Genomic DNA, 22,885 nt, shown 5'->3' with positions numbered 1-22,885 from the left:
GTCGGGGCCATCAACGAGGCCATCGCCGTCCGCATCAGGATTGCCACCTTCAACAACATCATTGGTACCGTCATTGTCGGAATCTAGATCAAGATTGTTGGTGACACCATCGCCATCGGTATCCGGCGGAGGGGTATCGCCGCTATCACCAAAGCCCACATTGGGGTCAACGGCATCCAGGATGCCGTCGCCATCGGTATCACCACCGTCAACCAGACCATCTCCGTCACTGTCAGCGTTGCCACCTTCAAGGACATCGTTGATGCCGTCATTATCAGAATCCAGGTCACGGAAGTCAGCAATGGTGTCGCCATCCGTATCAGGGTTGAGAACAGGCGTGCCGCTGTTGCTGGGGTCTAGCGCATCGGGAATGCCATCGCCATCGGTGTCAGTGCCGCCGGTATTATCGTCGAGGCCATCACCGTTGGTGTCCGTACCCCCCACTTCCAAGACATCGTTGATGCCGTCGTTGTCTGAGTCGAGGTCTTTGTAATCGTCAACCCCGTCGCCATCCGTATCAACAGGTTCATCGGCAATGCCATCACCGTCATAGTCCGGCACGCCAGACTCAGGCGCAGTTTCAACAGCATCCGCGAGACCGTTGGGACCGAAGGTATTGCTAGGGTCAATGACGCCATCGTTGTCGGTATCCAGGGCAGCAATGTCCGCCGGGCTGAGTCCTGACTCTTGCAGGTCGCTTAAACCATCGCCATCGGTGTCGAGGTCGAGGTAGTTGGGGATGCCATCACCATCTAGATCACCCGTGCCCTCTTCGGTGTCAACAATGCCGTCATTATCAGAATCGATGTCATAGATGTCCGGGATACCATCGTCGTCCGTATCTTGGGGACCGGGACTACCCGCATCACCAAAGGTACTGGGCGCACCATCGACGATATCCGAGATACCGTCCTTGTCTCCATCGGGGCCATCGACTTCTCCATCGCCATCACTGTCAACATAGCCCCCTTCGATGACATCATCGGTGCCGTCATTGTCGCTGTCGGTATCGAGATAGTCGGGGGTGGGGTCAGTGTCATTGTTGGGCGGCAGTGGGTCACTCTGGTCACCAAAGCCAGGATTGGGGTCAACCGCATCAGCAATACCATCGCCATCGGTATCTCCACCATCCACTAGGCCGTCGCCGTCCGCATCCGGATTGCCACCTTCAACAACGTCATTGGTACCGTCGTTGTCGGAATCTAGATCAAGATTGTTGGTGACACCATCGCCATCGGTATCCGGCGGAGGGGTATCGCCACTATCACCAAAGCCCGCATTGGGGTCAACCGCATCCAGGATGCCGTCGCCATCAGTGTCGCCACCGTCAACCAGACCATCGCCATCACTGTCAGCGTTGCCACCTTCCAGCACATCGTTGATGCCATCGTCATCAGAGTCTAAGTCCAAGTTGTCAGCGACGCCATCACTATCAGTGTCAGGGGGTAGAGTGTCGCCGCTGTCACCAAAGCCCGCATTGGGGTCAACCGCATCTAGGATGCCGTCGCCATCTGTATCAACGCCATCGACGAGACCATCGCCATCACTGTCAACGTTGCCACCTTCCAACACGTCGTTGATGCCGTCATTGTCCGAGTCCAGGTCACGGAAGTCAGCAATGGTATCGCCATCCGTATCAGGATTGGTGACAGGAGTCCCGCCATTGTTGGGATCTAGCGCATCGGGAATGCCATCCAAGTCAGCATCGGGGCCCCGAGTATTGTCGTCAAGGCCATCACCGTTAGCATCCGTGCCACCGACTTCCAGGACATCATTGATGCCGTCGTTATCGGAGTCGAGGTCTTTGTAGTCGTCAACCCCGTCGCCATCCGTATCAGCTGGCTCATCGGCAACGCCATCATTGTCGTAGTCCGGCGTACCAGACTCAGGAGCAGTTTCAACATCGTCTGCCAGACCGTTGAGACCGAAAGTATTGCTGGGGTCAATGACGCCATCGTTATCGGTATCTAGAGCAGCAATGTCCGCCGGGCTGAGACCTGACTCTTGTAGGTCGCTTAAACCATCACCATCGGTGTCCAGGTCGAGGTAGTTGGGGATACCATCACCGTCTAAGTCACCTGTCCCCTCTTCGGTATCAAGAATGCCGTCGTTGTCAGAGTCAAGGTCATCGAAGTCACCTACGCCATCCCCGTCAGTATCAGGATAGAGAGTCACCGTGGCGGTATCACTCAAATGTCCGTCGCTGAGCGTGTAGTTGAACGTTTCAGGGATCGAAGCCCCAGCAGGGGGCGTCACGTTCAATGTACCGTTGCTCAACAGATCAACAACTGTTCCTGACGCCAGAGTCACTGGACTGCCTACAGCGATCGCTGTAGGTGTTCCCGTAGTAGGGTCGATGATTTCCGTAATAGTGAGCGTGTCGTTATCGATATCAATGTCATTGGCACCAACGACATCGATGTTGTTAGCAATTCCTGCTGTAACGACAACAGGTCCATCATCAACAGCATCCGGTGCCGTGTTGGGATCGAGACTGACTGTTGCCGTATCTGTTAAAGCGCCATCACTAACGGTGTAGTCAAAGGTTTCGGAGGTCGTCACGCCAGCGGGCGGCGTCACGCTCAACGTCCCGTCACTGAGCAGATCAATCACTGTGCCCGACGCTAGGGTAACGGGATTACCAACGCTGATGGGCGTTGGAGTTCCTGTGCTAGGGTCGATAATCTCCGTAACGGCCAGGCTGTCCCCATCAGGATCCGTGTCGTCGGCAACCACATTAAGAATGTTGGCCGCACCTGCGATAACCACAACAGGTCCATTATCTACTGCGGTAGGAGCGCTGTTAGGACTGCGGTAATCAACGTCACCGGATCTAGCGTCATTATTGGGCAAGGTAGATGGGTCATCGAGACTGCCATCAGGATCGGTATACGTTTCACCAGCAGTCAGATTACCTGCTTCAGCGGCGTCATCACCGCTGTTATCACCTAAGCCATCATCGCTATCCGTGTCGATGTAGTCAGCAATGCCGTCATTGTCAGTATCAACAGGGATAAAGAGACCCGTGTCGTTGACGCCACTGTTAGTCGCGTTATTAGTTAACTCGGGACTGACATAGCCGGTGGTGGACTGGGCTTCTACGGCGTCGGGAATGCCGTCATCATCGGAATCTAAATCGAGGAAGTCGGCAGTACCGTCAGTATCTGTGCTGGTAGGTACAACGGTCGTTCCCGAAGTGACTTCACCAGCACCGCTCTCGCTATCAACACCGTCAACGGCATCCGCTAAACCGTCGCCATCGGTGTCATTATTAGCTGGGTCAGTGGCAATATCGTCGCGAATGCCGTCTTCGTTCAGGTCTACAGCTGCATCTTGTCCACTTTCAATTAGGTCGCTGATGCCATCGTTATCGGAGTCGAGGTCAAGGAAATCCGCAACGCCATCACTGTCAGTATCGGGAGCTTCATGGGCAGCGAGCTTAACGGTGAATTGAGGAAAAAAGTTCCAGCCCATACCACCACTGCCTGAGTTGAAGGCAAACAGTGATGCGGTTGTTTGGGGCGTATCGAAGTTGAAGAGGACATTATGACCATTGTTTTCCCCCTCCATGTTGACGAGGACGTCTGACAACGTATCATCAACAGCCGTGACCTGAGTAAACTGGACTAGATTATTCAGGTCATTGCTGCCATCAGGGTCAGTGAGGACAAAATCTCCAATATCGTTTGCAGTACTCGTATCAACACTGACAACTGAACCAGCCGGACTACTGTTCCCCCCCGTACCTAAAGGCGTCCAAGTTCCTGATTCGCTCCAGGCATAAGCATCTCTGACTTGACTGGTGCTTAGACTGTTGATGTCAAGAATCGTTATTTCGGACAACTGAAACGGTGTCGGAGAATTGATCGTTGTGTAGATCATCTCCACAACTTCATTATTTTCTACGCTATCACCAGTGTTGCTACCACCGAAATTACCAATGCGTCCATCGTTCGTATCGTAACTGTAGGCTGCTCCAGTAGATGTGTTGAGACCGTTGTAGATATCGACGACGTATTGACCAGTAGCATCTGACAGGCGTAAGCCATCTGGATTGCCAGGAATTGCTCCAGCTGGGATGGATGACACCTGATCTAGTGTGACAACGACGCCCTCATTGGCATCCGTGATGCCGTCGTTGTCGGAGTCGAGATCAACCTCATCAGGGACGCCATCACCATCGTTATCGGGGGGAGCAATGATGTTGAAGGAATCGTTGGTGGCGATCGCAACCGACTCATCAGCATCAGCAGTATCGCCATCTTGGTTGAGGTCGACAGCGTCAGTGTTAGTCGCAATCAGGTCAAGCGAGATACTATTAGCTGGAAAGTTAGCCGGCAGCTGAATGTTTAGATCGGCTACTTCTGCTGCGGTGAAGACCCAGTCGCTGCCACTTAAGGTGCCGACAGGAGTACCATTGCTATCGACAAACGAGGACCCTGAGGGCACACCGTTCAGCTGAAATGTTGGGGTTTCAGAGCCGTCAGTATCGACAGAGGGTGTGAACCCGATGGCGAGTGGAATGGGGTGTCTGAAGTCCTCTGAGACATCAGCAACAGACACAGTGATGGGATCAGCAACCGGTTTAACTTCAATATCAACCGTGGCTTGAGGAAAGGGAGAGCCTGGATTGATATAAACAATCGCCTGAGCAGAGTGGAATTCATTGTCACTGATTGAGTAGGTAAAACTATCAGGGCCGATGTATCCCGGATTAGGCGTGTAGGTAATTGTGTTGTCAGAATTTAGGGTCGTGGTGCCGTTAGTAGGCGTGCCCACCACATCGATAGTTAAGGGATTGCTGTTGGCGTCGTAATCATTGCCCAGCACATTGATAATTGACTGAGAAGCGGTGTAGACAACATCATTGCTAGCCTGAACGGGGCCAAAACTAAATCCTGAAACATAGGCAAAACCACCACCACTACTATTGGCAGCCAGGATGCCAACTTGAATAAAAGACTGTGAATCGAAGTAATATTCCTTTCCTACCTGAGCAGAACTTGTCTTGAAAGAGACAACCTTCACATCTGTCCGCCCAGGGACATCTTTCACGGTATACCCAGATTGAGTCTTGATGTCAATTGGAGTTGATGATGTACCGTTAACCTCAACCCATTGAAGACTGTCGACTGCATCGGCACCAAGAATGATATTGATAGTGGCGGGATCGGCTGGCGTCCGGAAGCGAACTCGACTACGGCCACTGGGTGATATGGACGGAATCAGAGAAACGCCGTTTTCACCCTTATTCGCTACAGCTCCGGTAGATTGAAAGAGATAAACGTTTTCTGAAGTCGTGATGGAATAAGGCGTTCCGTTACTCCCTGCCAAGCTCGTCAGTTGCGTAGTGTAGACATCGCCTGCATTAGCTAGAGTTGTCGCTAAAGTGCCATCGATGAAAACTTGAGTATTCGGCTTAGTGGCAATAATCTCGACCTCTTCGTTACCAGAAGGTCCCCGGACCACCACATAATCGCTGCCGGTCCGCTGAACTGGAACCAGCTGATCCCAACCATTATCAACCGCATTACCTGAGAGCCTAACGCCAAAGTTACCGTTGGACACTGCAATGGGCTTTGTAGAAGTGATGTAAGCCCCGGTAATGTTTGATGTGGTGTTGTTTTCAGGCTGAATGATGTAGGTTTCGCCTGCCTGGAGAGTTACGGTCTGCGTTTGAGACGAGGTTCCGGCCCAGTTCCACGTGGCGGCGTTGGGCGCTTGAAACGTGACCTGCGTATTGTTTTCTGTCGCCATGACCGAGATGATACTGGCAGGAGCGTTAGTCTCTGCAGCGTTTTCATCCGCCATTTCTCCGGCATAAAACTCTGTTCCCAGAGCATCTAAACCCTTAGAACTCAGGAAAGACTGTCCATTGCTGTCTTCTTGGACAAGCTGAACGTTGACTGGCTCACGACTGTCCGTAAGAATTTTGATGCCGCTATTGCCAACCGTATTAAAGGCTGTCGTTCCTCCCGTGTCTGTGGTACCCAGCGTGAGGCTATATTCTGACGTTCCTTCAGTAATGCTGAAATTGATCGGGGCTGTAGAAGTCCCAGGGAAAGAAATCACCCCTGTCGCTGTAGGCTGCTCTGTTGTAATCAACAGCTTCATGGGGTTGTCTGCATGGGTAGAACCGCCGGGACGAGGCGGGAGATAGTGCTCGGAACGCGGTTCATTGAAGCGAACGTCGATCGCTACCGTGGCCGTATCGGTGTTACCGTTGCCATCGTCGATTTGGTAAGTGAAGCTATCGAGACCGAGAAAGCTTGCAGACGGTGTGTAGTCGATTGTGCCATCCGGTTGAACGGCAAGCGTCGCGCCATTCTCGGAGGTTAAGCCGTTAGGTAGGGTGACTGTTAAAGGATCAGCTTGGGCATCAACATCATTGAACAGAACATTGATGTTTTTGGTCACACCCGGAGTGGCGATCGCCCGGTCAGGATTCGCCGTGGTGTAGTCGGGATGAACCTGATACTCAAACGAATCAGCACCGCTAAAGTTGGCGTCTGGCGTGTAATCAACCGTCCCGTCAGATTTGACGACGGCTGTACCGTTAGTCGGCTGTGCCGCAATTGAAATGGAAGCTGAAGGGGATGAATCGTTCGCTCGAACATCAACATTCTGAACGGTGTCTTCATCACCAGAAGAGCTGTCATTCACCGGGTTTAGCGTATGCACCCATTGTTCTTGCACCCGAGAGCTAAAGATGGAGCGGTTCTGCTTTGAGTCAACGGTATCTAACTCCCAAGAACCGCCGAGAGTTGCGTGACCCACTTTTTGAGTAGATGCGTGGATCTCAGCTCCGGTGAGGTGTTGCAGCTTAGTAATGAATTCTTCTCCCGCATCGCCAGCGGCAAGATTACAGGCATAGAAGGAGAGTTTAGGTTGGGGATTGTGAGCTGGAGCTTGGGGAAACCAGGTTTGGAGTTCCCAACTATAGCGATCAAGGGTCTCTAGGCTGAGTTGAGCATTGCCAAGGTAGAGGCAGCCAGGTGTGCCGTGGGAGACGATGTGGAGCGTGAGGGGTGAGGGGTGAGGGGTGAGGGACGAGGCTTGAATGATTTCAGTGATCTGCTGGATACCGTCCTCATCGACCTTGAGAATATGCGCCTGTACATCTGGCTGTAGACCGGATAAGAGATGCTGGGGTGATTCGACAGCGGCATCAATGAAGAGAAAAGAGCGGGTAGAGAGAATTTCGCTGATTTGCATAAATCCGTGGGAGTAGATGATGAGTGAATGAAGATAGTGACGTCAACGCAGGTTGAGCGATCGCACGTTGGCAATCGGGTATCAGACCACACAGCTGACAGGGGGACTGAAGGGTGTGAGGACAGTCGTCCTTTGGGTTGGTCACGATCGCGGTTATTGGTTGAGGGGCGCGCGATCGGCTGTTGTACGTGGATGGTGGATGGCAGTGATGTTGCCTACTCGTCGGTGGAGTAGGCTGAAATAGATATTCCTAGCTGAGACAAGTAAACAAACCGGATACAAGATGTGTGAGTCAACGCTAGATTTGGCTTAAGGCTGGGCGAGCAATGCCCACCCAACCCACCTCGAATCCGCGATCGGCCATCCAAACTTGCTTGGCCCGGTCACGAACTGATCGCTACAAAATGCACCGATTCGTTTCGTTGATGAACGGAGCGTTGCTAGCCGTGATGGTGCCGAAGAAGTCAACGGCTTGTAAAGTCACATTGGGATTTGCGAGCAGTGACGGCAAATCTTGAACTAAGAAGCCCGGAATGTTGCTAGTCAAAGTAGGATCAGGGCCAGTCAGTCGAATGCCGTTGGGTGTTACATTCGTGGTCAGGATCACACAGGCACCCGGAGCCGCTGATGAGGTGGACGTAATTTCGATATCAGGACCGATACCGTTACCAGAGAGGTCATTATTACCGATGCCGACAATGGGCAAGAGACCTAGATTTTCCAGACTAATCACGATCGCCTGTCCGCCGTTACCGCTGATGACGTTGTTGCTAACGCCCAACTCACCCGTCTCGTTATTCGTTCGCCACTCCTGTAGGGCCACCGTTTGAGAAACCGAGTGAATACCATCACCTGCGTTGTTAACGATTTGGTTGCCTTGGATCACTAACTCTTGAGCACCCGCATCAGCTAGGACAATATCAATACCATTGCCTGCGTTGCTGGAGATCTCACTGTCGAGAATGGTAATTTCTTGAGCAGTTGCAGAGCGAGTCGTACCTGAGGGAAATTCACCATTGCGAATCGTGATGCCGTTGCCCCCCGTACTGTTGGTGATGACACCGCCAATGAAGTCGAAGATTTGCTGATGGGCTCCGTTTTCAGCAATCAGTCGTACGCTATCCGCACCACTGCCATTGATAGTTGTTGCTGTGACTGTCACCTCCTGATTGGCGGTGGCAAAGAGGTCATTGCCCGAGGACTGAACCACTAACCCTTCACCCGTGCTGTTAAGGATGCTGCTAGTGGGTGCCGTACCGTTCGGCGTACCGACGCTAGTGTTGGCACTAGTGCTCGGTCCAATTGAAACAATCTGTGAGGGAAACTCTGCCCCTGCCGTCGCTGTGGCCACAAATTCCATCCCCACCCGGCTATTACTGACATCGAAGCCAGCAATATCAACTTCAATGGGGTGGGCTGTCAAACTGTTCTGCACGAGAATTCCTCGGTCAGCCGCGCTATCAACCACGTTGTCGAAGAGAATTGCACTGCCGCCAACATTGTCGAAGAAAATACCACTGCCGCCTGAACTGACAATTAAGTTATTCCGCAGTTCAACATCGTCCACTTGGCTCCCCGCAACACCATGTTGAGGTGCGCCGTTAATTTGAAAACCGGCCAGAATAGTTCGGTTGCCCAGCGTGACTAAATCGGGACTCGTTCCTCCTGTAATGGTGGGAAAGACGCCGTCATTCGCATCAGGAAGAGCAACGGTAATGCCGTTCGCGTTAACTGGCTCAGCAGCCACATTAAAGTTTTGCTCAGGAGAGAACGGTAAGCGAGTTGGTGTCGAGGGGAAGCCCGGGAAAGGCATTCCTGCGATAATTTGATTGGGCCCTTGCGAAAGGACTCGCACTCGCTCCGGAATGATGAAGCTAGGAATCGTTACCCCAGGAGCATTTTCGCCGTCGACATAAATGACGGTGTTGCCATCGCTGAAGGTTGTGGGGTCGCTATTCACAAGCGCGATCGCATCCTCAACAGTGCCAAAAGGATTTTCGTAAGTGCCATCTCCGGCACCTGCGCCTCTAGACAAAGCCACGTGAATAAACCGATAGTCTTGCTCTTCCTCGGGGTTGCGGAGAGGAGCAACAGTGGATTCCGAGAAAGTCTCCACATCGTCGATAATATTGACTGCCACATTTTGACGACGAGCAATGGGATCCCGTAGGCGAATCGGCACTTCGTTTTCTTCCTGAAACTCCGCTTCGTCCTCGCCTTGGAAGCGAATGTTCGGCCAAGCGGCGCTGACCGACAACGTTAGGCTGGTCCCGAATAGACCGTCGTGTTGCAAAGCCAGACCGGCATTAAAGTTGGATTCAAAGTTAGCGGCAATCCGCAGTTGTCCACCCAGGCTGCTTTCTTCACCAGACAGCAGATAGCCGCCGACATACCCCATCAGTTCGCCACCATTCCACGCCGTCAGTTGGGTGCCAACTTCAGCATCGAACCCGCCTAGTGCGTTTTCTTGCTCTAGGATGCGCTGGCGCTCTCTGGCAGAGGACAAAACGAGCTGATTGCTTTGAAAACCTTGGGCGGTTTGAAAGCCTGAATCGACAGTGACATCGCGAATAGTCTGGGTGCGATCGCCAACGGGCAAGTAACCATTAATGCGAAATTCCCAATCGTCCTGAATACGCTCATAGCCTGCTGCCAGCTGAAAGAACATATTCTCATCCGTGCTGCGACCGTCAACGCCGATATAGCCGCCCCGAATGCGATCGTGTTCTGCGTCATAGCCCCGATGACCCAAGTTGAGACTGAAGCTGGGATCGCCCCCTCGCAGTTCAATATCCCCCTCAAGAAAAGTGACGTTTTCTCCAGGATCTTGGTTGAGAGGAACAAAGGCATGCAGACCCACAGCGTCGTCAAATCCATTAGGCCCCGTATCTGCAATGACACCAAAGCGACTGGGAATCGTTAGGTCCGCTGCACTGACGCTGACAGTATCCGGCGCTGGCTGAGGTTCCTCCGCTTGAGAAATCACAGACGACGTTTCATCAGCTGCGGCATCAGACTCCATCTCTGATTCTGACGGGGGAGCGGCGGGTGCAGTCATGGCATCAGCCTCCTCGGTCACTTCATCAGCGTCATTAGCGGCTTCAGCGCGATGGACTGCTTCAGTCTCATGAAGGCCTGTAGCGTCACCATTAACCTCAATCGCACCTTCTGCTGGAAGTTCTTCTACACCGCGATCGCCGACGCCGTCACTGTTATCAACCTCTGAATCCATGACCTGAGCGATCGCCGGAGCAGCATCACGGGATGAGATTGCTGAGGGAACAACAGCAGTCGCAGCGGCGTCCTCTTCTGAAGCAGATATCGAGTCAGACGTTCGGCTCTGAGCAGTATCGCTGAAGCTAGCTGAAGGTGCTGGTGTTTCCGGTCTGAGGGTACTGACAGAGAGAGTCTGAGCCAGCGTTGGCTTTGAGGGAAACTGGCTTGACGCAGCTGGCTTAGCAGCGGGAGAAGCCGCGTCCGTAAACCAGGGTTGAGCCGCTAGAGAGGGGGCAGCGTCAACCAAAAGAGTACCCAAGACAAGGATGGCGATCGATTGAGGTAGATGCTTACCAGAAGTAGTTTTAGAAACAAGATGACGCATGTGTTTGGCCTTGATGAAGTCTGACTGAGGCAGGACTGATGCATTTCGCTTAGATCCCTGCATTCCTGGGAATTGCCAGCTAATCAATTCTTTGGATGAAATGCTCCCGAAGTGAGTGGCAGGAATCCGTTAGCGTTTGACAATCGAATAACGGTCAATAAAGCAGTGCAGTTTGTTGCACCAGGATTTAGGCCACTGAGCTTCTAATCCCTGCTGGCAAGCAAGGACAGTAATCCGGTCTCTCAGCGTGGGGGGGCAGGGAGAAAGGCCGGATTCAGCTATGTAAATCCTGATGATGTAAAGCTTGTGTGTTTACTGATGGATATATCCTTCCCGCCCGTGGAAAAGACTTTTTCAGTAAAACCAACCAACAATTAAATTTGTTGAGATACAACAGCAGACTGTTTTAGTTGAATTTCAGGCCGCATAAACACGGAAAAGTCGAATTTTTTTTGTACAAAGCCAGTCCTTTCTCAGACTACCTGCTGCCTAAGAGCTGCGTAGAGTTGCCCTACTGTTCGTAGATATAGCGTCACGTAAGCAGCACCCGACCCCGTACGTAGGGGTCCTCAATAAACTGTAATCTTCTAGAACTGACGCACGGCCTCTTGCGTCCCCACTTTAAAGGTGTGTTGAACCCGGCTTCCCCGATATTTTGGCGTTACGGGGTCAAGGCTGAAATTATGGCCCTGTGCAGCTTGGTCAAGTCCATCTCAGTGTCTTAAGGGAGCAGGGAATAGAGAACAGAGCATGGGGTGTGCTTAACTCAAATGCATGCCGCTATAACTGCACAAGTTCTGTCCATCAGGGTTGACGCTTACGGGGAACTATCTACTGAGTGCAGAGAGATGAACAGCATAAAACCGCTAGCATTAGACAATCGGCTGACGAGAGGTTTTCATGGTTGCCACTACGACCACCCTCGATATTCGTTGGGAAAAACTTCCCGATGACTTTGTACTTCCTGATGACCCTGTGGACAATATTGCTCAACCCGCTCTGGCAGCCTCTCTCACGGAGGCTCTGGGGGATAACGGACGCCTGCATCCGAATGCTCTGACAACGACAAATTACGGTATCTGTGCCACTGTCAACGGCAAGGTTGTTGTTAAGGCTCCTGATTGGGCTTACATTCCGCGTATTTCCGTCTCACAGGGGGAGGTACATCGCAGCTATACGCCTCAGCTACAGGGCGATTTTCCCCTGATCGTCATGGAGTTTCTCTCTGATGAAGATGGCCATGAATACTCCATCAAACCAACCTATCCCCCTGGCAAGTGGTTCTTTTATGAGCAAGTGTTGCAGGTTCCTTATTACGTTTTATTCAATCTGGAGAGCAGTGCACTAGAGTTTTACAAACTAGGTGAGAACAAGCGCTATGACATCGTTGCTCCGAATGAAGCGGGCCGCTATTGGATTCCGGAGATGGACCTCGCGTTAGGCCCCTGGTCGGGCACAAGAGGAACCCGTGAAGGAGTCTGGCTGCGCTGGTGGAGCGCTGACGATCGCCTGCTGCTGTGGGGACACGAACAGGCGATCGCTGAACGCCAACGCGCTGAAAAACTAGCCGAAAAATTGCGATCGCTCGGCGTTAATCCTGACGAGATGTAGCGCGATCGCTGTCCATTAGTCCATGGTCCCGCCATCCCACTGATGGTAAGGATCAGGATAGAACGTGACTCCTCCGCCCTCACCGCCGCCACAGCGAATAGCGACTAACCAGCCGCCAGGCACCTTAGCCCGCCATGCGCCCAACCCTCCGGCAGGTTGGTTCTTACAGTCCAGCTTTTCCCAATGAAATTCAGCAATCTGATTTTTAGGCGTTGTCGCTTCAGACATAAGACTTTGTGCAGGTGTCAGAAGAGTAGAAAAACTAATCCTCAGACAACTATAGCTAAAGGCGGGGAAGGTATAGCCGTTGCGAGGTTCCATCGGGACCCATTTCATCCATTATCCTGCTGCCTTTCTCTATCGGCTCAGCAGATCTGCTTGCTCAACCAGCTCCAGAAACTCTGACCGATAACCATGTTGGTCGTCCCCTTGAGACTGGGTGGCTCTGACAAGAACAGCCTCATAACTGGCATCGGCTTTGTATTCAGAATCTCGCAGCAGCAAGCCAAACTCTGCCACAGCGCTGGCGAACTGCATGTTTCGCGAAGGTTCACTTTGCCAAATGACATCTCGCTGCAAGGCTTGCTGAAGGAGCTGGCTGGTGTCCCCTTCAGGCTGCTTATAGCGCAGTTTGAGGGTGAGCAAATCTTCGCTAGGAAGAGTCGTGGACTCCTGATATTGCAGCGGATCAACACCCGGCACTGATGTCGCAGCATCGGTTGGAATTAGCTCATAGAGAGCCGTAACGGAGTGTCCTGCTCCGAGTTCTCCGGCATCTTTTTGATCATCGTTAAAATCTTCAGCTGCCAGCACTCGATTCTCATAACCCAAGAGACGATAGGCTTTGACTTCCGCAGGATTGAACTCGATTTGCAGCTTCACATCCTTCGCGATCGCCACCAGCGTTCCCCCCATCTCAGTCACCAGCGCCTTTTTCGCCTCCAGCAGACTGTCTAAATAGGCGTAGTTGCCGTTGCCTTTGTTAGCGAGCTGCTCCATTTTGGCATCCTTGAAGTTGCCTGTCCCCAATCCTAGTACGGTGAGAAAAATGCCATCGTCTCGCTTATCTTCAATCAGGCGGACAAGAGCACCATCGCTGCTGGCACCGACATTAAAGTCACCATCGGTGGCAAGAATGACGCGGTTGTTGCCTTCTGGCAGAAAGTTCTCCTTGGCAATTTGATAGGCCAGGTCAATGCCTGCACCACCGGCGGTAGATCCCCCCGCTTCCAGCGCATCGATCGCCGCCAAAATTTCACTCGTCTTGTTACCGGGCGTCGGCTCCAGCACCAGGCCGGCTGCACCGGCATAAACCACAATAGAGACGCGATCGTCAGCTGCCATTTGCTCCGCCAGCAGCTTCATGGCCGCCTTCAACAGCGGCAGCTTGTTCGGCTCGTTCATCGACCCAGAAACATCCAGCAAAAACACCAAATTGTTGGGCGGCAGCGCTTCTGCTTCTAAACTTCTGCCCTGCAATCCAACTAAAAGCAGCTCGTGATCAGGATTCCAGGGCGCTGTGGTGAGTTCTGTGGTGATGGAGAAGGGATCGTCGCCAGTCGGTTGGGGATACTCGTAATCAAAGTAGTTGATCAACTCTTCTAAACGAACCGCATCGGGGGGTGGTAGGCGATTTTCACTGAGGAAGCGACGAGTGTTAGCGTAAGCAGCCGTGTCTACATCAATCGAAAAGGTAGACAGCGGTTCTTGGAGGACTGCCAGAAAGGGGTTTTCATAAATGCGATCGTATTCTTCGGTGTTGAAATCAGGCGGTTGGGTACTGTCGTCCGTTGGATCAATCTCTTCTGGGGATGCCTCCGGATCAAGCACGCGCTCCGTTGACTGCAATTCATCACTCTCAGCGGCTGAAGGAGCGCTAGCTGTGGGTGCCTGCCCGCCCTCACAACTCACCGCAAGAACTGCGACTATTGCTGCCATTAAAAGCGATGACGGAATGCGGATACCACTGACCGGAAACTTCCACAGTTGCATGACGTTCTCCTTAGCAAGAGTGTTCAGCTTTGGGGCGATCGCCGGTGTCCGAGATCGCCCCAAACCTAGTTGATTACTCCTGTAGGATGGCCTTTGAGATTTCAGTTAGGCGCACAGTTGCAGTTTCTGAAACAATCACGCCTCACCCTATTCGTGCTGTTTATAACCCGCTAATACCGAGGATTTTCATAGCACATATAGCGGCATGCATTTGAGTCAAGCACACCCCATGCCCTGTTCCCTATCTCTGCTCCCTTAAGACACTGAGATGGACTTGACCCAGCTACACTGGGCATCGCATCTTCCCTACGGTCTACTCAAACACTCTGTCGCGCTGCAAGTACCGCAACACATCGCCGGGGTCTTGCCGAATCAGCACGCCGTTTTCAGGCACGTCGATTTTAGGACTCCATTCAATGCGCTCAATGCAGCCGCGCAGGTGAAATAGATCAATGGCACTCTGAGTATCGGCATCAGTACCGACAAGATAAAGGCGCAGGCGCTTGTGCCGCCTTTGCGGATGTGCTGAATGTCCAGGCAGCGAAGGCAGTGCCGCACCTACATGAGAGGACGGCAAGACGTATTGAATTTGGATCACGAGGATTCCTCCAAAGAATCAGTTTGGGTGAATCCCCGAAGATTCAGTCGCCCTGGGACAAAGCGCTAGCGTAGGGCGACCTAAAATAGGCACAGCCTGTACGACAGCTCTGGACTGTCTGCGGGTCAGGTGCTGGTACGGTGTTGCGACCACCTGCCAGTACCGCCGACTCAATATTCGGGGAAAGCAAGCTGCACGGATACAGCTATGGTTGCTGATAATAGTTCATTGGTTGCCTAAAGGCAAGTCATCATTGATACGCGATCGTGCTTCAGTTCTCGCCTTGACCAGCAGCCCAATGGCTTAACGCCCCAAGCTATATCAACAGGCTCAGCAACCTGCCACTGCTTAATACTCGAAGCTTTCACCCGGAAGCGGGGGTGTTGTTGCAGGAGGCTGCCGCATCTGGCTCGCCTGCTCATAGGCATAGGCAAACCCAATGAGCTTCGATTCGCTGTAGGCTTCCGCCATAAAGGACAGGCCGATCGGTAGCCCCGCTTCAGTAAAACCCATAGGCACAGTGATATCGGGGAAGCCTGTAATGTTCGCCAAATAGCCCGCACTGTAGGGATCGCCTGCCTCACAGACGTAAGTCGAATCGGCTTCGACAGTGTAGAGTGGTTGGCATGTCCGCCGTATCGTAGTTGTCTTTCAGGATGATGGGAATGCCGTGGAGCGGTCCCATGATGTTGCCATTCGCCCGGGCCTCGTCCAGGGCGATCGCCTCCTCCATCGCATTGGGATTCACGGTAATCAGCGCGTTGATCGCGGGCCCTTGGTCGTCATACGCCTCGATGCGATTCAGATAGAGTTCAACTAAGTCTGCTGATGTCAGTGCCCCTGCATCCATCGCCATCTGAATATCCGCGATCGTCGCTTCTTCTAATTCAAAGGTTTCCGCCTTTGCAGGTGCCACTAGCGCAGTCGTCATTGCGATCGCGGCGATCGCACCCAATCCTCGACCTATCATCAACCTATCTCCTTCACACGAACAAAGCCTTGCTATGGCACGGTAAAGCAGACAATGGGTTGGCTTTGTTGCACAAGATACAGAGGAGATGGGGTTAGAGGAAGATGGGGTCGTACAGCTCTATCTCAAAACAGATCTTCAAAGCGTCGTCACGCTGCTTTGACTGGTGCTCTGCGTAATGGCAACCAGTGGCCTCGGCATCGATACGTTTCCGGCTAATACGGTTCCACCCAAAGCAGCAGCACAGGTCCATCGAGCAAAGGTTCTGAATTTCATGGCGGTGTTCTTTCAGGAGGGGGCTGTGTGTCTCGAACCATCAAGCTGGCAACAGCCAAGGCTTATATCCTGAAGAATAGGGGGAGGCTAATCTGACTTCACGCAGGTTTTCTGAGACCTCCCTGGCGTGGAGAGGAGACAGCGGCGGCATAAAAGTGCAATGGGTTAGCCTGGACAAAATTTGTGGGTGGGTCTTTTCGAGGGCAACCCACCCCATTAGCCCCTCCCCGGAGGGGAAAGTAACGGGTTTTTCCGTTCACGCGATATGACAATACAATTAGTCGGCTGTGGTGTTATGCGGCGCTAATGACACCCGACCAACGGCAAATTCTTTTCTGGAGAGTTCCTGACGCAGTTGAAACTTAGGGGCTTTCATCATCGTCGCTGTTCACCAGCGCCTGAAAGCGGAGGGTTTCTTGAAGGGACTCAAAGCGGGGATGCTCCTGGGCCTGCTGTTTCAGCGCAGGAGACGCCGATACTGCCTTTTCTAGGGCCGTCAGTGCTGCATCCCGATCGCCCTTAGCAGCATGGCAAATGGCTTTGTTGTACCAAATGTCGGACTCATCCTTGATGTTGAGATTGAGGACTGCATCATAGGCCGCGATCGCTGACTCCCAATTTCCCCGCTCCTGAAGCAGCTGCCCTTTCCGCCAATGCCCTTTCGCAAAGTCAGGTTTTAGGGCCAGGGCAGCATCGTAGTCAGCCAGTGCCGCATCGAAGCGTTCCAGACCCGCATAGGCGTCGCCACGATTGAATAGGGCTAGATGATCCGTCGCTTTAAGCGCGATCGCCTCGTTGAAGGCCGCGATCGCCCCCTCGTAGTTGTGGGCTTTGGTGAGCGCTGTCCCTTGCCCAACCCAGGCATCATAGGACTCCGGCTTGAGCTGAGTTGCAAACTGATACGTGTTAGTCGCTTCTTCGTAGCGCTGGAGCAGCATCAGCGTCGAAGCCTTTGTAAACCAGGCTTCGTACAGTTCGGGGTTGAGCTGAATGGCGCGATCGTACGCTGCCAAGGCATCGTCATAGCGGCTTTCAAAGAAAAATGCGTTGCCTTCCTTAAGGTAATCCGTGGCACTAAAGCTGATTTGGGGCATTGCCTTCTTCAAGCCTTCTAGCAGGGAGGTGAGATTGCCGAGGCGAGGCCGGGCCTCAGGGGGCAACTGTTCAGTGACGGACAGGGGCAGCAAGTTAGTTAACTCTTGCATTGCCTGATCTTTCATCTGCTGAGCATCGGTAACAATGCTTTCTAGCTGAGATGCCGTCTGAGATTTGAGCAATTCGATTTCCTGATGGGCGATCGCTGTTTGCTGCTTCAGCTCATCCAAGACCGCCTGAGCTTGTGCAACCAATTCGGCACCTTGCTTCAGGGAATCCTGCTTGAGTGCTTCAATTTCGGCGATCGCGTCTAGCTTCTGCTGCTTGAGCTGGGCAAAAATCTCTCGCTCCAGTTGGGTGCGGACTTCGCCGACCAACTCACTCACCACGCTGCGCCGCAGCAGCCAAACGCCCAGCGCCGCCAACAGGGGAATAATCGTGAGGATCGCTAAAACAATATTGAGTAAAGTGGTTGTTCGTTCAAAAGCTCGGTCGACTTCGAATTCAATCCGGTCCTGAATGCGAGGACTATTGCCGATGCGGGCATCGATCAGCTGTTTAAGTCGCTTTTCGGTCCGTAATTCCTCTAGTTCTTTCCGCTCTTGAATTGTGAGTGCAGGCGTTGACTCAGTCTCAACCGCAGCGGAATCCGCTAGGGCTGGCTGTTCCAAAACCAGCAGAAATACCAGCAGGCAGATACTAATGCAGGCCAACAGGCGATCACCTATTTTGCGGAGTGGGGATGACAATACAGTCATTGGGGTTTGCAAGCATCACTGCTGGATCAATACCGTACGAGCGAGCCCTAGCAATACGTCATACGAGAATGACTTTATTCTGCGGTATTCAAGCGATCGCCGACCTTGCGAACCACCTGAGCAAGGCTAGGGTCTTTCTTCATGAGCTTGGTAATTTTGTCACAGCTGTAAATCACCGTAGTGTGGTCCTTGCCACCGAAGACATCACCAATCTTGGGCAGGCTCAGGTCCGTGTGCTGACGCATGAGATACATACCAACTTGGCGAGCCAAGCTAATTTCTCGTTTGCGCGAGTTACTCTTTAAATCGTCTTCAGAGATGCCAAACACGTCCGAAACGGCTCTGAGCAGTCCCTCTGGAGACACCTCAGCTTTTTCGCTAGACGTGGCACTGAGCACTGGCATGAGATTGTCGACCGTCATCGGCAGGCCAGAGATAGAGGTGTAGGCGATCGCGCGAATCAAAGCCCCTTCTAATTCTCGAATGTTAGATGTATAGGCAGACGCGATGTACTCAATCACCGGACGCGGCAATCGCACATTTTCGTATTCCGCCTTTTTCTGCAGAATTGCCATACGAGTCTCAAAATCGGGTGGCTGAATATCCGCGATCAGTCCCATCGAGAAGCGAGAGACAAGCCGTTCCTGTAAACGGGGTATCAAGCTGGGAGGGCGATCAGACGCCAGTACAATCTGCTTACCCGCCTCGTGGAGTGTATTGAACGTGTGGAAAAACTCCTCTTGGGTATACTCCTTGCCTTCAATGAACTGAATATCATCCACCAGCAAGACATCAGCTTGACGATAGTTTTCACGAAAGGTCTGCATTTTGTCCTTACGAATGGCCCCAATCAAATCATTAGTAAATTGCTCGGTTGAGACGTAAGACACGCGCGCCGCTGAAGCAATTTCCAAACGATAGTGTCCGATGGACTGCATCAAGTGAGTTTTTCCTAACCCCACACCGCCACACAAAAACAAAGGATTGAATTCACGTCCAGGTGACTCTGCCACAGCCAAAGCAGCCGCATGAGCCATGCGGTTATTGGCACCCACAACAAAACGGGAAAATACCGATTTTGAATTGAGACCAGCTGCTCGTCCATTGGTAAGGGGGACTTCCTCAAGGGGAGCACTAGGAGCCAAAGCCGGCCAGCTAATATCAGCTGCGGCAATACCCTCTTCAGGACTGACGTCAATATCTTCCCGGATATCGACAACAAATTTGACGCTGACGTCGCGACCCAGAATGTTGTTCGCAACGCCCGCGATCGTGCCGAGATAGTGCTTTTGCAACCAGTTTCGAGCAAAAGGATTCGGGGTCGAAATCACCAACGTTTGCTCAGACAATTCCTGAGCACAGGCCGGTTTGATCCAAGTCTCAAAGGTTGGTCTACTTAACTGGTTTTGCAGCTCATCCAAGATTTGCTGCCACAGTCCATTAAGTGCTGGATCCACACCGTACCTCCAACAATTGCCACAGGATTTGTCTAACCTTCATCTGCGTGGAAACTTAAGTGTTAGCTGACGCCATTACGTTGAAACTGAAAAACAGAACAGCGGCATGGCTGTCCTTCGAAATTAAGTCGTTTACTGGCATGAATACAAACAACAGAACATACTGGCTTGTTTTCTTTACCCAGAGGAAGGGCTGCAAACAGTGGAATTGATAAATCTGGATTTCATAAAAAGTTTGAAATTGAGCACACCGCGATCGCTCATCCGCTTATTCACACTGAATCGCACGAAAGAGCAATCAACTTGGAGTTATAGCGTACTCGATCTTCACCCCCAGATGCCGGTAAATCCGGATAAGATTAGAAAAATATTTCACTCTAAAGAAAGCGTTTAGCTAGCAATTTTCAAGATCACAAACGCTACATGTAGACTCAGCCTGACTTACGCAGAATATCCATAGATAGGGCAAGGTAATGCCCACCTGACGCTAGCCCTAGCATTCGAATAGTGCATTTGCGTGAGTCCTGCCAATCAGATCCTGTCGACCAGACAAGATAAGAGCACAGACAGGTCGATCAATTCAGGATCGTTTAGAGAAACGCACCTTTAGCCCATCTCGGGGATGGGGAGTTGGTATCGCTACTAGACTGAAGTCCTGATCGGGACTGAGTTCCCAGGTGTAGTGCCGCAGTAAATGAACCGCGAAGATCTTCATTTCTAAGCGAGCAAATTCCTTGCCTAAGCACTCACGAATGCCACCGCCAAAAGGAACGTAGCTATATTTGCTGCGCAACTTGTTCTCTTCTGCGTCAAAACGCTCAGGTTGAAAGGCTGCTGGCTCTGTATAAATATCCGAATTCATATGAGTCTGCGTGATCTCATAGAGGACATTCCATCCCGCAGGAATTTGGTACCCATCCATCTCACAGGTTTCTAAGACCTGACGAAAACCACCAGCAACAGGAGGAACAATTCGCAAGACTTCTTGAAGGACTTGCTCCAAGTAGGACATTTGCCTAAGCAGATCCAACGTCAGGGGCATATTGGGATCAAATGTGGCTTGTTCTGCCCGGAGTTTGTCCAAGATAGATGGATTTTGAGCCACCCAAAGACAGTAAGAGGCGATCGCGGACGTTAATGTCTCATGCCCGGCAAACAGCAGCAACAAAATCTGGTCTTGCAGTTCCGCCAGACTCAGCCCGTTACCGTCATCATCCCGTGCCTGAATCAATAAACTGAGCGCGTCATTTCCCAGATCCGTCGCTTGCTGACGCTGAACAATAGTCTGCTTAATTTCTTCCAGCAGCAGTTGGCGGCAGCGCTTTGCTTTACCAAATCGGGTCCAAGGGAGCGCTAGAGGAATGGAAAAGAGGCCCTCGCACCAGGTTTCAAACAGATGGCCCAGTTTGGTCTGAGAGCCGTTGTCCAGACCGACGAGTAACTTGCAGGCGACATCCAGCGTGTAGTTTCGCAGTTCGGGATACCAAATGAGTTCGCCCTGCCCTGCCCAACGAGTTGCGTACTGTTGAGTAGTGCTCTGAACCGTGTTGATATAGCCAGAGAGCGCCCGTGGCATAAAAGCTTGGGCCAGAAGCTTACGCCGATTCTGATGCTCGCCTCCCGTTTGCAGCGCCAGTGATAGTTTCCCCAGCAGCGCTTTTGTACTGGGCGGCCAACTCACGACAAAGTATTTATTCTCATTGCTTAGAACAAACTGGTTGGCAGCGCTGTCTTTCACAAAAATAGTCGGACGACCCAAAAGCCGTGTCTTGAAGACAGGGCCGTACTTTTGATGCTTTTTGACCGCATAGTTGGGGTCGCGGAAGAAGTTTAGAGTCTCACCCAGCACAGGCAGACCGAACTCGCCAGGCGGCAACGGCAGAGTTGAGCGCGATTGATTCATGGAGCTAAGATGAAGGACCAACCTTGACTATGGTTACACAGCCGGGAAGATGGGTGAGGCAGAAGGAGTCAGGGAATCTCCAGGAAAGAATTGACCGCTGTTAGGGTGCCATTAGTGCAGCGTAATGCACCACAGCCGAGTATTTTTACTTTAGAAATCTCATCAGAGGAATAAACAGAGCAGAGGAAGAACAAAGAGGGTGAATGAGGAGGCGATGCCTACATTGGTGTGCAAGTGAAACCAGTACATCTGAGATTTTGCGCTAGTACACCGGCATCCTGCATTTGCCCCCAAATCCCCCAAATTTGGGGGACTTCGACCTCAGAACCTCCCAAATTTGGGGGGCAGGGGGCCAGACCAGGCAATGTCGGGACAACTGCAAGATCTGAGTACACTCTGTTCCCTATCACCAACTCCCCGTTTCCTTTAGGCCGCACTTCAGCAGGGGTAAGGCTGTAGTTGCATCACACCAACGCTCAGTTTAGATGTGCCAAATTGGCAGTGCCCTAACCATTTTGGAATGTGTCGTAGTCAGCGAGGAGTTGATTGATCCAAATGCGGTTAGTCTCACTCAGTTGGGGTGGTGGTATGGGCTGATGATAATCAATGCGAAGATCGTAGCCAGCACGGTCATAGACCCCTCGAAAAATGTCAGGAAGGTCAACCGGAAGATTTTCCTCAGAAGTTTTCAGCGGTAACGGAAACAGGGGTAGTGGGTCTCTTACCGTTAAGGCATAAAGATCGGCTTGGGGTCGGCGATCGCTACGACTCACTAAAACGTGATAATCAGAACTGTTTGCGCCCTGCATCGGCAAAGGACTATCCGCCCTCAACAGATCGAGTTCAACCAAATGAGTCGCGCTCGATAGAACAGTGTTTCGCTTAGTTTCGTAAGTTGTCCGCCCGTTACCACGGCGCTTGTTTTTTGGAGAAAGGACTTCGATAACGGTGATAACCGCATCCGTTCCTACTTCACGAATTTCTAGATAGCGCTCTCTGGTTTCTACCGGCACAGGGAGCGTAACTTCTTGAGGACGGGGATAGGCAATAACAGCAGATTGTGATTGCGACGCTTCAACCTGGAGGCTTTGAGTACGAGTTAGGACGACATCATCTGGAATGCCGACGAAGAGTTCCCCATCTGGCGTATCCCAATAGGTCCGCGTTTCCACTTCAACGTAGTAGCGAGGGCGTAAATTCGGAGCAAGGGCATCCGCGATCGCGACGACCAAACGACTGTGAAAAGAAGACCAGAAAGCCGGCTGCTCCAAAAAAGGATCCATACCAGGAAAGGGAGAAGGCATTGGTTAAACGTGTTCCTCATCTTTTCTATTAGTCCAAGATGTTAGGGGCGCTGTTCCTCTAACCATTGCAACAAGTCAGATTGCGTCTCAAAATCCAAGAGCGCT

14 protein-coding genes are annotated in these 22,885 nt (G+C 52.0%); 2 read left to right on the top strand and 12 right to left on the bottom strand.

Going from position 1 to position 22,885, the window contains the following annotated elements; translation table 11 throughout:
* The coding region (locus PN498_RS26100; protein ID WP_272066391.1) for an Ig-like domain-containing protein at window positions 1-7,215 on the bottom strand (7,215 nt) is incomplete at its 3' end.
* A 27-nt stretch (window positions 7,216-7,242) separates the two neighbouring features.
* Between PN498_RS26100 and PN498_RS26095 the strand changes: the two genes are divergently transcribed.
* Window positions 7,243-7,449, top strand: a complete 207-nt coding sequence (locus PN498_RS26095) for a hypothetical protein (protein ID WP_272066390.1) — start codon at window positions 7,243-7,245, stop codon at window positions 7,447-7,449.
* Window positions 7,450-7,612: 163 nt separating this feature from the next.
* Here the strand turns inward: PN498_RS26095 and PN498_RS26090 are convergent, their stop codons facing one another.
* Window positions 7,613-10,816 (bottom strand): hypothetical protein, encoded by a 3,204-nt coding sequence (locus PN498_RS26090; protein ID WP_272066389.1) that lies wholly within the window; start codon window positions 10,814-10,816, stop codon window positions 7,613-7,615.
* A gap of 900 nt (window positions 10,817-11,716) precedes the next feature.
* Here PN498_RS26090 and PN498_RS26085 point away from each other — a divergent pair.
* Entirely contained in the window at window positions 11,717-12,427 is a 711-nt protein-coding gene (locus PN498_RS26085) for a Uma2 family endonuclease (RefSeq protein WP_272066388.1), read from the top strand.
* Between the two features lie 15 nt (window positions 12,428-12,442).
* Here the strand turns inward: PN498_RS26085 and PN498_RS26080 are convergent, their stop codons facing one another.
* The 10 genes from PN498_RS26080 to PN498_RS26035 form a co-directional block, all read right to left on the bottom strand.
* Entirely contained in the window at window positions 12,443-12,655 is a 213-nt protein-coding gene (locus PN498_RS26080) for a hypothetical protein (protein ID WP_272066387.1), read from the bottom strand.
* Window positions 12,656-12,784: 129 nt separating this feature from the next.
* Window positions 12,785-14,419, bottom strand: a complete 1,635-nt coding sequence (locus tag PN498_RS26075; protein WP_272066386.1) for a vWA domain-containing protein — start codon at window positions 14,417-14,419, stop codon at window positions 12,785-12,787.
* 313 nt (window positions 14,420-14,732) lie between these two features.
* Window positions 14,733-15,017: a hypothetical protein gene (locus tag PN498_RS26070; protein WP_272066385.1), complete on the bottom strand. Its 285-nt coding sequence runs from the start codon at window positions 15,015-15,017 to the stop codon at window positions 14,733-14,735.
* Between the two features lie 348 nt (window positions 15,018-15,365).
* Window positions 15,366-15,569: an amidase family protein gene (locus tag PN498_RS26065; protein ID WP_272066384.1), complete on the bottom strand. Its 204-nt coding sequence runs from the start codon at window positions 15,567-15,569 to the stop codon at window positions 15,366-15,368.
* Between the two features lie 28 nt (window positions 15,570-15,597).
* Entirely contained in the window at window positions 15,598-15,987 is a 390-nt protein-coding gene (locus PN498_RS26060; RefSeq protein ID WP_272066383.1) for an amidase family protein, read from the bottom strand.
* Between the two features lie 138 nt (window positions 15,988-16,125).
* On the bottom strand, window positions 16,126-16,263 hold the full coding sequence (locus tag PN498_RS26055; protein ID WP_272066382.1) for a hypothetical protein: 138 nt from the start codon (window positions 16,261-16,263) through the stop codon (window positions 16,126-16,128).
* Between the two features lie 362 nt (window positions 16,264-16,625).
* Window positions 16,626-18,116 carry a tetratricopeptide repeat protein gene (locus tag PN498_RS26050; protein ID WP_272066381.1) on the bottom strand — a complete coding sequence of 497 codons (1,491 nt, stop codon included), beginning with the start codon at window positions 18,114-18,116 and terminating at the stop codon, window positions 16,626-16,628.
* Window positions 18,117-18,190: 74 nt separating this feature from the next.
* On the bottom strand, window positions 18,191-19,573 hold the full coding sequence (dnaA, locus tag PN498_RS26045) for a chromosomal replication initiator protein DnaA (RefSeq protein ID WP_272066380.1): 1,383 nt from the start codon (window positions 19,571-19,573) through the stop codon (window positions 18,191-18,193).
* Window positions 19,574-20,153: 580 nt separating this feature from the next.
* Window positions 20,154-21,476: a cytochrome P450 gene (locus tag PN498_RS26040; protein WP_272066379.1), complete on the bottom strand. Its 1,323-nt coding sequence runs from the start codon at window positions 21,474-21,476 to the stop codon at window positions 20,154-20,156.
* A gap of 506 nt (window positions 21,477-21,982) precedes the next feature.
* The gene (locus PN498_RS26035) at window positions 21,983-22,780 is read right to left on the bottom strand and encodes a DUF4058 family protein (RefSeq protein ID WP_272066378.1); all 798 of its coding nucleotides are present in this window, start codon (window positions 22,778-22,780) and stop codon (window positions 21,983-21,985) included.
* Window positions 22,781-22,885: the final 105 nt, after the last annotated feature.

This window comes from Oscillatoria sp. CS-180 (genome assembly GCF_028330965.1).
In the GTDB taxonomy this organism is placed as follows: Bacteria; Cyanobacteriota; Cyanobacteriia; order Phormidesmidales; family Phormidesmidaceae; genus Halomicronema.
The sequence above is the reverse complement of the archived record's forward strand: the minus strand, read 5'-3'. Positions and strand labels throughout refer to the sequence as shown.

Bases quoted from the DNA above. Each gene is read 5' to 3' on its own strand.
- PN498_RS26035 (WP_272066378.1), bottom strand. From the start codon at position 22,780: ATGCCTTCTCCCTTTCCTGGTATGGATCCTTTTTTGGAGCAGCCGGCT.
- PN498_RS26055 (WP_272066382.1), bottom strand. From the start codon at position 16,263: ATGAAATTCAGAACCTTTGCTCGATGGACCTGTGCTGCTGCTTTGGGT.
- PN498_RS26060 (WP_272066383.1), bottom strand. From the start codon at position 15,987: ATGATAGGTCGAGGATTGGGTGCGATCGCCGCGATCGCAATGACGACT.
- PN498_RS26080 (WP_272066387.1), bottom strand. From the start codon at position 12,655: ATGTCTGAAGCGACAACGCCTAAAAATCAGATTGCTGAATTTCATTGG.
- PN498_RS26050 (WP_272066381.1), bottom strand. From the start codon at position 18,116: ATGACTGTATTGTCATCCCCACTCCGCAAAATAGGTGATCGCCTGTTG.
- PN498_RS26090 (WP_272066389.1), bottom strand. From the start codon at position 10,816: ATGCGTCATCTTGTTTCTAAAACTACTTCTGGTAAGCATCTACCTCAA.
- PN498_RS26075 (WP_272066386.1), bottom strand. From the start codon at position 14,419: ATGCAACTGTGGAAGTTTCCGGTCAGTGGTATCCGCATTCCGTCATCG.
- PN498_RS26085 (WP_272066388.1), top strand. From the start codon at position 11,717: ATGGTTGCCACTACGACCACCCTCGATATTCGTTGGGAAAAACTTCCC.
- PN498_RS26095 (WP_272066390.1), top strand. From the start codon at position 7,243: ATGAAGATAGTGACGTCAACGCAGGTTGAGCGATCGCACGTTGGCAAT.
- PN498_RS26040 (WP_272066379.1), bottom strand. From the start codon at position 21,476: ATGAATCAATCGCGCTCAACTCTGCCGTTGCCGCCTGGCGAGTTCGGT.